The organism is Microbacterium sp. AK031 (genome assembly GCF_024807145.1).
Lineage (GTDB): Bacteria > Actinomycetota > Actinomycetes > Actinomycetales > Microbacteriaceae > Microbacterium.
Genome location: NZ_JANUCA010000003.1, coordinates 281,559 through 292,750 on the forward strand (window position 1 = coordinate 281,559; position 11,192 = coordinate 292,750).

Sequence of the window (11,192 nt, forward strand, 5' to 3'; positions counted from 1 at the left end):
TGCCGCGCTGGTCGATATCAGATCAGAGCCGGAAGACGTGCCGGGGGATGCTGTCGACGAGGTCGCGCGCGATCATCGCGGCTTCCTCCTCACCCAGACGCCCTGTCACGACGAGCGTCGCCAGCCACCCGGCATCCATCCGGCGAGAGACGTCGTGGCGGGCGGGAATCGACAGGTACGCGCGGGTGTCGTCGATGAAGCCGCTCGTCTTGTAGAACCCGGCAGAGTCGGTCACCGCTTCGCGGAAGCGACGGATGCCGTCTGGGCTGTCCAGGAACCACCATGGTGCCCCGACGAAAACAGATGGGTAGAAGCCGGCGAGCGGGGCGAGGTCTCGCGCGAACGAGGTCTCGTCAACGGTGAAAAGCACGAGTCGGAAGGTCTCGTTGGTGCCGAAGTCGTTCAGCACTTCACGCAGCGGCTCCGTGTAATGGGTCGTCAACGGCAGGTCGTGGCCGGAATCCGCACCGAACCTCTCCGATGTCGGCCTGTGGTGGCCTCGCAGCACGCCGGGGTGCAACTGCATGACCAGGCCGTCTTCGCTCGACATCCTGGCCAGTTCCCACAGCATGTGCGCGCGGTAGGCCATCGCCTCCTTGGGCGATACGGATCCGTCGAGACCCGCTCGATGGATCCGCTCCAGTTCCCCTGCACCCAAGCGCGTCGCCCAGGCATCGACGACCCCGGTGTCTGTCGCGGTCGCACCCCGCAAGCGGAAGAACGACCGGCGATCCTCCAGGGCACGAATGAGTCCGCCGGCCGTGCCGCAATCGATGCCGCTCGCGGCGTGCAGGGCTTCGAGAGCTGCCGTCCAGTTCGGATTCGCCGGGTCCATGTACCTGTCCGGTCGGAATGTCGGCACTACTCGACCGCTGAACGCGGGGTCATCGTGCAGCGAACGATGCGCTGCCAGATTGTCCGCCGGATCGTCTGTGGTCGCGAGCACCTCGATGCCGAAGCGATCGAAGAGCGCCCGAGGGCGGGAAGCGGGCTGCGCGATCCACGTCGAGATCTGGTCGAACTGCTCGTCGGAATTGGCCGCGCTCGGATGCTCCGTCAACCCGAAGACGGAGTGCAGCGTGTCCTCGAACCAGGCCCGCACAGGGGTGCCTGCGAACAGGTGCCAGCTCGTCGCGAACTCCCGCCAGATCGCTCTTGCGTCAGTCGTGCTTCCACCGCGCCCGAGCCGATCGAGGCCGATGCCGTGCGCGTGCAACAGGCGGAGGACGTAGTGGTCCGGGACGATGAGCAGGTCGGCTGGATCGGAGAAGGGCACGTCGTCGCTGAGGATGGCAGCGTCGACGTGTCCGTGGGGAGAGAGGATCGGTGCATCCTTCACGGCGTCGTAGAAGCCGCGAGCCAGGCCCCTCGTTGCGGGGTCGGACGGAAACAGGCGGTCGGGGGAGGGAGAGAGACGCACAGGTGCTCCAGTCGACGGTGATGGATCAGCGACAGTGATGGTTCAGTCCGGTGCCTGGCCGCTGCTCTGACGGGTCCGGAGGTAGGTGGGCAGCGTGGTGCGCATCCGCGGAGTGCCGCGTGTCTCGAGCTGGGTGAGCAGCATGGTGACCGCGACGCGGCCGGCCTCCTCGATGGGAGCCGCAACCGTCGTGAGCGGTGGGTGGCAGAACTCGGCACCGAAGATATCGTCAGTGCCGACGATGGAGAGGTCGTCTGGCACCTTGATCCCGCGCTCGGTGAGGCGGGTGAGCATCCCGATCGCCAGCAGGTCGTTGAACACGACACAGGCGGTGACCGAGCTCGCGGCGACCGCGTCGGCCGCCGCTCCGCCGGCAGCGGCGTTCGGTGCCCACGGCCCGATGAAGCTCAGGTCGACACCGAGATCCTCAGCGGCGGATTGCAGCGCTTCCCAGCGCCTGGCGCTCGACCAGGAGTCGGAAGGGCCGGCGACGAAGGCGACTCGACGGTGACCGAGCGAGTGCAGGTGGGTGAGCGCCTGGCGCACACCGGTCGGCGTGTCGATGATCACACTGGGAACGCCGGGAATGTCGCGGTTCACGGTGACCAGCGGCTGGCGTCCTGCCGCAGCAGTGAGCCGGGCATCATCCAGGCGGGAGGCGGCGAGGATCACGCCATCCGCCGACTTCAGCATCGCGTCGAGAGTCTCGGCTTCGACGTCGTGCGACTCCTCGGTGTCGACCAGCAGCTGCGTGTATCCGGCGGCGCGGAGTTGCCGCTGGGAGCCACGGATCAGGTCGAAGTAGAACGGGTTCGCGATGTCGGGAACGAGGAGTGCGACCGATCCCGTGCGACCGGAGGTGAGCGACTGCGCATGGGCGCTCGGCACGTACGAGAGAGAAGCCGCGGCCTCCTCGATGCGCTCGCGGGTGACGACGTTCACCCTGCCGGGATTGCTGAGCGCGCGCGAAACGGTCGATGCGGCGACGCCGGCCAGGCGGGCGACGTCGGTGATCGTCGCGGCGCGTCCTCGGGGACGATCATCACCGGGAGGTACGACGTCGGTGTCGGTCATGGTGCGGCCTGCTCTCGGGCTGTTTTCGAGCGAGCCTATCCGCATTCATCGACTTGTGGCAATCTTCGGCAAACGGTTGTCATTTGTTTGCCGCATCGCTACCGTGGTCACCACCGGAACGACCCGGTCACCAGATAAGGACTGCGATGACGCTTGCCTCCACCGAGACGCTGACCTGGGAACTATCAGGATTCGGCGACGAAGTCGACCCGGATCCGCGACTGCAGTGCGCTGTCCTGCTGGCGCTCGGCGCCAGTCACATCGAGGTCAGGTCGGCCTGGGACATCAACGTCGTCGAGCTCGACGATGCACGGCTCGCCGAACTCGACGGGATCATTCGTGCCGCGGGCCTCGGTGTCTCGGCAATCGCTTCACCGGTCGGCAAGAGCGATCTCACTCAGCCGATCGAGTTCGAGCTCGCCCGGCTGGAGCGGGCGATCGTGGCCGCCGACGTCCTCGGCGCGAAATACATCCGGATCTTCTCGTTCTGGCAGGTCGAAGGAACGCCGATCGAGGACATCCGGGACGAGGTGATCAGTCGGATGCGGCAGCTCGCCGAACGTGCGGAGAAGGCCGGCGTCGTTCTACTGCATGAGAACGAGAAGGACATCTACGGCGACACCCCTGAGCGTGTGCTCGACATCGTGCAGTCCGTCGACTCGCCCAGCCTTCGACTGGCATGGGACAACGCGAACTTCGTGCAGGTGGGCGTCAAGCCGTTCGCCGACGGTTTCGCCGCGCTGGCTCCCTACATCGACTATCTGCAGGTGAAAGACGCGACCTTCTCCACCGGCGAGGTCGTGCCGGCGGGTGAGGGTGATGGGGAGCTGCAGCAGACGGTGACCGCCCTTCGCGATCGCGGGTTCCGCGGCTTCGCCTCCCTTGAACCTCACCTGACCGATGCGAATCCGCTGGGCGGGTTCACCGGTCCCGCCGGTTACGGCCGTGCGGCCCGCGCCTTCCGAACCCTCACCGACCACGCTGGAGTGATACTCGCATGACCTCGTCCGCCCTTCCCCTCACCACCGCCATCGTCGGATGCGGCGTCATCGGCCGCACCCATGTCGATGCCGTCCTCCACCTGAGCGACAAGCTCACCCTGACCGCTCTCGTGGACGTGAGCGCGGACCGTGCCGAAGCGCTCGCCGCAGTGGTCGAGGAGCGCACCGGTGTCCGTCCGGCGATCTTCGCCAGTGTCCAGGACCTCGTCGTGGTCGATGCTCCGCAGCTGGTGGTCGTCGCCACCCCCAGCGGTCTGCATGTCGAGCAGGCCGTTGTCGCGCTCGAGGCAGGCGCGCACGTCCTCATCGAGAAGCCGCTCGACGTCGATCTCGTTCGCGCCCGTCGTCTGGCAGACGCCGCCACGGTCGCAGCATCCAACGGGCAGGTCTGCAGCATCATCAGCCAGCACCGCTTCGATCCGTCGAGCCAGATCGTCCACGCCGCAGTCGCGGATGGTTCGTTCGGCCGCGTGACCTCCGGGGTCGCAACCGTGCCGTGGTGGCGTTCTCAGGACTACTACGACTCCGGTGACTGGCGCGGTACCTGGGCGCTCGACGGTGGCGGTGCGCTGATGAACCAGGGCGTGCACACGGTCGACCTGCTGCTGTGGTTCCTCGGCCGGCCCGTCACGGTCGCCGCCGAGATCGCGTTGCTGGCGCACGAGGGCGTCGAGGTCGAAGACACCGCCGTGGCAACCCTGACCTTCGAAAGCGGTGCGCTCGCCGTGCTGCACGCGACCACTGCGGGATATCCCGGACTCACGGTTCGGCTGCAGATCCTCGGCTCGCGCGGCTCGGCGGTCATCGACGCCGACAAGCTGGAGTACATCCATATCTCCGACGAGAACGGCTCTGCCGATATGGGGCTGCAGGGGGGTGGCAATCAGGCGGATCGCTATGGCGATACTGAAACCGCAGACGGAGTCGACGCCACCCGATTCACGCTCGGACATGTCCGTCAGTACGACGACCTTCTCGCGGCGATCGCCGAGGGTCGAGAGCCACTGCTGACCGTCGACGCCGCCGTCCTGGCTCTCGCGACGGTTCGTGCCGTGTACATCTCCTCGATCCTCGGACGCAGAGTGCGCATCGATGACGTGATCGCCGGCGAGTACGACGATCTCACCCTCGAGGTCCCCGTCGTAGAGGTGCCGGTGTGACCCGACCGGCCGAGCGGGCTCCGATTCGCATCGCGCACCTGGGCGTCGGTGCATTCCATCGTGCCCATCAGGCTTGGTACACGGAAGTCGCCAACCGCGCGGGCGGCGAGCAATGGGGGATCAGCGCCTTCACTGGGCGCCGCCCCGAGGCCGCTCTCGCACTCGTCGCGCAGGACTGCCGGTACGACCTGGTCGTGCGCGGTGCTGATCGCGACACGGTCGAGCACATCTCCGCGATCGTCGACGCTCATGACGGAGGCGACTCCGCCGCCTGGCGAGCCGCTCTGGGGGCGGTCGCCGTCGTGACGGTGACGATGACCGAGCCCGCATACCATCCAGGTGACGTGCAGCGAGCACGGGATGCCGCGAGCCTCACGTCCGGCGATCTCCCCGAGTCCGCCGTGGGTCGCATCGTCGACGGACTTCGAGCGCGGCGGCGGGCGGGCAACGGCGCGCTCGCGATCGTCAGCTGCGACAACCTCGACCGCAACGGCGAGATCCTGCGGCAGGAGGTGCTCACTCTCACCGCACTCGTCGACCCCGAGCTGGCGGCCTGGATCAATACGGAAGTCTCGTTCGTGTCGTCGATGGTCGATCGCATCACGCCGGCGGCAACCGATGCGCTCCCGATCGAGGTGACGGATGATCCGTGCGCCGTCGTCACCGAACCGGCATCCGCGTGGGTGCTCGCCGGCGAGTTCCCCGCCGGCCGACCCTCCTGGGAACTCGCCGGCGCGCAGTTCGTCGACGACATCACGCCGTTCGAGAAGCGCAAGCTCTGGCTTCTGAATGCTGGGCACACCCTGTTGGCCAACCTCGGCCTGCTGCGTGGGCACGCCACGGTCGCTGAGGCGATGGCCGATCCGGTGTGCCGTGATGCCCTCGAGGCGCTCTGGGATGACGCCGCCGCCGTTCTCCCGTTCGAGTCGGAGGAGATTGATAGCGGGCGGGCAATCGTCACGCAGCGCTTCGAGAACGCGCGTATCAGGCACGCGCTCGCGCAGATCGCAGGAGACAGCGACGTCAAGCTCCGGGTCCGCGTCATCCCGGTCATCGAGGAGCGTCTGCGTCGTGGAAAGGATGCCGGCGCCGGCGAACTCGCTGCCATCGCCGCGTGGACGGCTGCGGTGTCGGCCGGTCTCGTCATCGGACCCGAGCTTCCGGCGGAAGACACTGCCGTCGCCGGGCTCGCGCTGCTCGCTCCGACGCTTGCAGCGGACGAGTCAGTGCGCGCACCGCTGCGTGTTGCAGCCGATGCGCTGAAAGGCGCTCCGGTGTGACGGTCCGCCGAGCTCCCCACTCATGACCAACTCCGAACGAAAGGGACAGACCATGGCACGCATTGGTGTTCAGGCGATGATGCTGAAGAACTCCGTCGCCGAGATCGGCGCCTTTAAAACGTTTAGCCTCGCAGCTGACCTGGGCTACCGCGTCACCGAGCTCTCGCAGATCCCGTTGACGACGGAGACGGTGACCGAGCTGCGGCGAGCGAAAGATGAGCTTGGGACTGAGTACTGCTCACTCTCGGCAGCGCTCACCGCGGGTGGGATCAACGACTCCTTGGAAGACGAGTTCGACAAGATCGTTCAAGACTGCCGCGCGCTCGACGCGGATCTCGTCCGGATCGGGATGCTGCCGATCTCGGCTCTGCGCTCCCATGAGGCAGTGCTCGATTTCTGTGCGCGTGCAGACGCGGCCGCCGTTCGTCTTGCAGACGAAGGCATCGCGTTGTACTACCACAACCACCACGTCGAGTTCGCGAAGGTCGACGGGCGCTACCTGCTCGACATCATCGCCGAGACGTCGCGGCACGTCGGCATCGAACTCGACGCGCACTGGATCGCACGCGGCGGCCTCGACCCCGTTCGTGTGATCGATCAATACGCCGGACGAGTGCGGATGGTGCACCTGAAGGATTACCGCATCGCACTGCCGGACGCCGCGGCCCTCGACGCGCACGACCGTGGCGACCACGCCGCATGGGCCGCCGCATGGAACGGGCTCGTGCAGTTCGCCGAGGTAGGCGAAGGGAACCTCGATTGGGCGAACATCGTCGAGCACAGCATCGCGGCCGGTGCTGACTACCTGCTCGTCGAGCAGGACGAACTCTACGGGCGCACCGTCTGGGAGGCGCTGGAGATCTCACGCCGGCATCTCGTCTCGCTGGGCTACGCCGACCTGTTCTGACCACATACACGCGACATCACGTCGCACGCACGCGCAGTACCCAAAATCAAGGAGGATCACATGGGACATCGCAGGACACTGACCGCAATCGTCGGGTTCGCAGCGGCAGCATTCGTGCTCGCCGGCTGTTCCGGTACGCCGGGATCGGATGAGGCAGCACCGCAGGAAGAATCGGGACCGGTGACTCTCGAGTTCTGGGCCTGGGGCTCGAACGTCGACAAGCGCGTCGCCGAGTGGAATGAAGCCAACCCCGACATCCAGGTCAATATCTCAGCCCCCGCCGGCGGCGCCGATTTCCCCGTCAAGGTGCTCTCGGCTGTCCGCGCCGGTGAAGGTCCGGACATGGCGCAGGCAGAGTACTCGCAGCTGCCTACTTACGTGTCCGCCGGCGTTGTCGCAGATCTGGAGTCGGCACGCGGCGAGTTGGAAGAGGCGTTCGCTGAGAACGTGCTCGACACGGTGACATTCGATGGCACGATCTTCGGCATCCCGCAGGACTTGGGTCCGGCGCTGTTCGTCTACCGGACCGATCTGTTCGCCGAGCTCGGCGTTCAGCCCGCAGAGACGTGGGAGGACTTCCGCGCTCTGGCTGAGCAGGTTCGCGCGCTGCCGGGAGACCACTACCTCGCCAACTTCAGTTCGCTCGATGCCGATCTCTTCATGGGACTCGCGCTGCAGAACGGCGCCCAGTGGTGGGAGTTCGCCGACGACGAGTGGCAGGTCGATATCGACGACGCAGCGACGGCAGAGGTGCTCGAGTACTGGCAGGGCCTGGTAGAAGATGACCTCGTCAGCACCTACCTCACCAACAGCCCGGAGTACATCGAGGCTGTGGCATCGGGCAAGGTGCTCGGCCAGATCGCCGGCGCCTGGGCGCCGGGGCCACTGCTGAACCAGTATCCCGACACCGTCGGTCTGTGGACGGCTGCCCAGATCCCGCAGTGGGGCGGCGATGAGCTGCGCACCTTCGCTCGCGGCGGGTCCGCGGACATCGTCCTCGCCGATTCAGAGCACTACGACGCCTCGGTGAAGTTCCTCACCTGGCTGAATGCCTCGGATGAGGGTGCCGAAGGACTCGTGGAGATCAATAAGTTCACCGGGGCTCTGCACGGTCAGGAGATCGACCGTCCGGCGCCGGATCTGATCCCGGAGGATGACACGTACTGGCCATCGGCTGTCGAATCGGCCTCTGGCCTGGTCAACGTGCAGTGGGGGCCGAACACGCAGGTCGCTTTCACGGCGCTCAACGATGCTCTGGGAGCGGCGATCGAATCCGGTGATTGGTCGAAGGTGCTGCCCACTGTGCAGGCCACCGTCGAGGATGACCTGGGCTGATCATGACCGCACTCCTCCAGGAGAGCGAACGCGCGGGCGGAGAGGCGACGAGAACCGTCGTCCTCCCGCCCAAGCGGGCGCGAAAGCCGCACCTGCAGCGGCACACCCTCTTCGCCTACGGATTGATGGCGCCGGCGCTTGTGATGTTCGTCGTCGTGTTCATCATTCCGATCATCTACTCCGGCTGGCTCAGCATGCAGGGCAGAGGAGAGTCGACAGGCGGCGCTTTCGCGCCACGTGAGGAGACGTTCGTCGGGTTGGCGAACTACGTCTCGGTCTTCGCAGACGACACCTTCTGGGTGAGCCTCGGACACCTCGGCATCTACTCGGCGATCATGGTTCCGCTGCTGATGGGAACGTCGATCCTGTTCGCGCTGCTCTTGGATCTGCCACGTGCGAAAGCGAAGTCGTTCAGCCGCACGGCGATCTTCCTGCCGTACGGGGTGCCGAGCGTGATCGCCGCACTCATGTGGGGCTTCCTATATGTGCCGGACATCAGCCCGGTGTATCAGCTCGCGAGCGGCCTCGGCGTCGAGCTGCCGAATCTCCTGCGCGGCGATTGGGTCTACATCGGTATCGTCAACGTCGTGCTGTGGGGCGGGATCGGGTTCAACACCGTCATCATCTACACAGCGCTGCAGTCGTTGGACCGCTCTCAGATCGATGCCGCCCGCATCGACGGGTGCGGTGAAGGACGGATCGCCTGGTACATCAAGCTGCCGCACGTTGTGCCGGCGACCATCGTCACCGGACTCTTCTCCGTGATCGGCGCGCTGCAGATCTACAGTGAGCCGGCGATGCTGTCGACGCTCACGAACGCCATCGACTCGACGTTCTTCCCGCTGATGCGTGTCTACCGTGACGCGTTCGCGCATGACGATCTCAACTCTGCGGCCGCGGCATCCATCGTCCTCGCCATCGGGACGGTTCTGCTGTCTCTGCTGGTGCTGGGCGGCCGGCAGCTCGTGGCCAGGAAGGTGACGCGATGACCGCGCTCGAGACGCGCCAGAAGGGCGCGAAGAAAGAGAAGCACTCACCCGCCTACGACCGGCCTGCCGGCGTTCGCCGCGGCATCTCGATCACGGCGATCCTGCCGACGACGGTGCTGCTGCTCGCTGCGGTGTACTTCCTGCTGCCCGTGGTGTGGGTGTTCTTCTCGGCGACGAAGTCTTCGGCTGAACTGTTCACGACGCCGTCCTTCACCTTCGGCACAGCGCTGTGGAACAACATCGTCGAGCTGTTCGCCTACGAGAACGGCAGCTTCGCCAAATGGCTCGGAAACAGCTTCCTTTACAGCATCGTTGGCGCACTCGCTTCGACACTGTTCTCCGCGGGGGCCGGCTACGCGCTCGCGATGTACGACTTCCGCGGGAAGCGGGCGATCATGGTGGGTCTGCTCGGCGGCGTGCTGCTGCCGACGATCACCCTGGCGATTCCGCAGTATCTGCTGTTCGCGCAGATCGGCCTGGCGAACACCTACTGGGCTGTGCTCATCCCGACGATGATCACTCCCTTCGGGATCTATCTCGCTTATGTGTTCGCGAGGGCATCGGTGCCCGTCGAGCTGCTGGAAGCTGCACGCGTCGACGGGTCGAGCGAGTGGCGGACATTCCGTTCGGTCGGTCTGCCGCTGCTGTTCCCCGGGCTGGTGACGATCTTCCTGCTGCAGTTCATCGGCGCGTGGAACAACTTCCTGCTGCCGTACATCATGCTCACGAAGACGGAACTCTTCCCCATCACCGTCGCGATGTACATGATGCTCAACCGAGGTGGCAGCGAGCCGATCCTATACACCCTGGCGATCGCGGGTGCCGCTATCGCCATCATCCCGGTCGTCGCGTTCGTGCTGGTGCTTCAGCGCTATTGGCGTCTCGACCTCGTCTCAGGAAGCCTCAAATGACGACTGTCGGAATCATCGCTCCTCGAGCTGTCACTCAGATCGCCGAAGGACACGGTGTCGATTATGCCGAGCCCACCATCGTGGGCAACGTCGTCCTGATCGGAGAGGACGGCGTGCTGCGCCTGAACCCGGAGTTCGAGGGGGAGCAGTATCCGTCGTTCGCGATCCTGCTGCCTGGAGATGTGAGGGTCTCCGACCCGACGTTCGATTTCCAGCGTGTGCGGGAGTACTTCACGCAGGTGTTCGACGTGCTCGCAGGTGTGGCGGAGCCGGGCGCGAAGATCGTGTTCGGATCGGGTGGTGCGAGGCGCATTCCCGACGGCGTGGATCGTGATGCCGCGGAGCGGCGTTTCGCCGAGTCGCTCGTCGCCGCGAGGGATGCTGCGGCAGCTCACGGTCTGAGAGTGATGCTCGAGCCGCTGCACAGGGGTGAGACGAATCTCATCCATACTCTCGGTGAAGCGGCCGACTTCCTCGACGCGTACGGGATCGACGGCGTTCCACTGGTGGCAGACCTCTTCCACATCGAGGTCGAGGGCGAATCGCTGTCGACCGTCACCGAGCACATCGATCGGATCGGTCACGCACACATCGCCGATGCCGGACGGTTGTGGCTGGGCTCGGGCGACGGCTCGTGGCGCGAGTTCGTCGCGACGCTGCGCGCTGCGGGGTTCACGGGCCCGGTGTCGCTGGAATGCAATTGGGGCGAGGATGTCCAGGCCGAGGTTGCGGCATCCATCGCGGCGCTGCGCGCGCTTCCCTGAGGCGAAGAAACATAAGGAGCAACTCGTGATCATCGACAAGGCTGAGGTCATCGTGACCAGTCCCGATCGCAATTTTGTGACGTTGCGATTGACGACGGATGACGGCCTGACCGGGCTGGGTGATGCCACGTTGAACGGGCGTGAGCTCGCGGTGGTGGCGTATCTGAGTGAGCATGTGGTGCCGTTGTTGGTGGGTCGTGATGCGCATCGGATCGAGGACACGTGGCAGTTTCTGTATCGCTCGGCGTATTGGCGTCGGGGTCCGGTGACGATGGCGGCGATCGCTGCGGTCGATATGGCGTTGTGGGATATCAAGGGCAAGGCGGCGGGGATGCCGGTGTATCAGTTGCT

At 65.6% G+C, this 11,192-nt stretch carries 10 protein-coding genes and 1 pseudogene; 9 read left to right on the forward strand and 2 right to left on the reverse strand.

What is annotated here, in order from left to right; all coding sequences use genetic code 11:
* Positions 1–22 precede the first annotated feature (22 nt).
* Together uxaC and HDC95_RS09320 are read right to left on the reverse strand one after the other, a co-directional pair.
* Positions 23–1,420 carry a glucuronate isomerase gene (gene uxaC / locus HDC95_RS09315; RefSeq protein ID WP_259063132.1) on the reverse strand — a complete coding sequence of 466 codons (1,398 nt, stop codon included), beginning with the start codon at positions 1,418–1,420 and terminating at the stop codon, positions 23–25.
* Positions 1,421–1,462: 42 nt separating this feature from the next.
* Entirely contained in the window at positions 1,463–2,494 is a 1,032-nt protein-coding gene (locus HDC95_RS09320) for a LacI family DNA-binding transcriptional regulator (RefSeq protein WP_259063133.1), read from the reverse strand.
* Positions 2,495–2,640: 146 nt separating this feature from the next.
* On the opposite strand from HDC95_RS09320, the gene HDC95_RS09325 reads away from it, so the two are divergent.
* The 9 genes and pseudogenes from HDC95_RS09325 to HDC95_RS09365 form a co-directional block, all read left to right on the forward strand.
* A complete protein-coding gene (locus HDC95_RS09325; protein WP_259063134.1) occupies positions 2,641–3,495 on the forward strand; it encodes a sugar phosphate isomerase/epimerase in 855 nt (284 codons plus the stop codon).
* The gene (locus HDC95_RS09330; protein WP_259063136.1) at positions 3,492–4,655 is read left to right on the forward strand and encodes a Gfo/Idh/MocA family protein; all 1,164 of its coding nucleotides are present in this window, start codon (positions 3,492–3,494) and stop codon (positions 4,653–4,655) included. The genes HDC95_RS09325 and HDC95_RS09330 overlap by 4 nt, the downstream gene beginning before the upstream one ends.
* On the forward strand, positions 4,652–5,935 hold the full coding sequence (locus HDC95_RS09335) for a mannitol dehydrogenase family protein (RefSeq protein ID WP_259063138.1): 1,284 nt from the start codon (positions 4,652–4,654) through the stop codon (positions 5,933–5,935). The genes HDC95_RS09330 and HDC95_RS09335 overlap by 4 nt, the downstream gene beginning before the upstream one ends.
* Before the next feature lie 52 nt (positions 5,936–5,987).
* Positions 5,988–6,842, forward strand: coding sequence for a sugar phosphate isomerase/epimerase (locus tag HDC95_RS09340; RefSeq protein ID WP_259063140.1), 855 nt, complete (start codon positions 5,988–5,990; stop codon positions 6,840–6,842).
* Positions 6,843–6,902: 60 nt separating this feature from the next.
* Entirely contained in the window at positions 6,903–8,177 is a 1,275-nt protein-coding gene (locus HDC95_RS09345; protein ID WP_259063142.1) for an ABC transporter substrate-binding protein, read from the forward strand.
* Between the two features lie 2 nt (positions 8,178–8,179).
* Positions 8,180–9,166, forward strand: a complete 987-nt coding sequence (locus HDC95_RS09350; protein ID WP_259063143.1) for a carbohydrate ABC transporter permease — start codon at positions 8,180–8,182, stop codon at positions 9,164–9,166.
* Positions 9,163–10,077: a carbohydrate ABC transporter permease gene (locus HDC95_RS09355; protein ID WP_259063145.1), complete on the forward strand. Its 915-nt coding sequence runs from the start codon at positions 9,163–9,165 to the stop codon at positions 10,075–10,077. The genes HDC95_RS09350 and HDC95_RS09355 overlap by 4 nt, the downstream gene beginning before the upstream one ends.
* On the forward strand, positions 10,074–10,841 hold the full coding sequence (locus tag HDC95_RS09360; RefSeq protein ID WP_259063146.1) for a sugar phosphate isomerase/epimerase: 768 nt from the start codon (positions 10,074–10,076) through the stop codon (positions 10,839–10,841). The genes HDC95_RS09355 and HDC95_RS09360 overlap by 4 nt, the downstream gene beginning before the upstream one ends.
* A gap of 25 nt (positions 10,842–10,866) precedes the next feature.
* A pseudogene (locus HDC95_RS09365) lies at positions 10,867–11,192 on the forward strand (bifunctional D-altronate/D-mannonate dehydratase); the annotation flags it as partial.

Bases quoted from the DNA above. Each gene is read 5' to 3' on its own strand.
- HDC95_RS09320 (WP_259063133.1), bottom strand. From the start codon at position 2,494: ATGACCGACACCGACGTCGTACCTCCCGGTGATGATCGTCCCCGAGGA.
- HDC95_RS09325 (WP_259063134.1), top strand. From the start codon at position 2,641: ATGACGCTTGCCTCCACCGAGACGCTGACCTGGGAACTATCAGGATTC.
- HDC95_RS09330 (WP_259063136.1), top strand. From the start codon at position 3,492: ATGACCTCGTCCGCCCTTCCCCTCACCACCGCCATCGTCGGATGCGGC.
- HDC95_RS09340 (WP_259063140.1), top strand. From the start codon at position 5,988: ATGGCACGCATTGGTGTTCAGGCGATGATGCTGAAGAACTCCGTCGCC.
- HDC95_RS09345 (WP_259063142.1), top strand. From the start codon at position 6,903: ATGGGACATCGCAGGACACTGACCGCAATCGTCGGGTTCGCAGCGGCA.
- HDC95_RS09350 (WP_259063143.1), top strand. From the start codon at position 8,180: ATGACCGCACTCCTCCAGGAGAGCGAACGCGCGGGCGGAGAGGCGACG.
- HDC95_RS09355 (WP_259063145.1), top strand. From the start codon at position 9,163: ATGACCGCGCTCGAGACGCGCCAGAAGGGCGCGAAGAAAGAGAAGCAC.
- HDC95_RS09360 (WP_259063146.1), top strand. From the start codon at position 10,074: ATGACGACTGTCGGAATCATCGCTCCTCGAGCTGTCACTCAGATCGCC.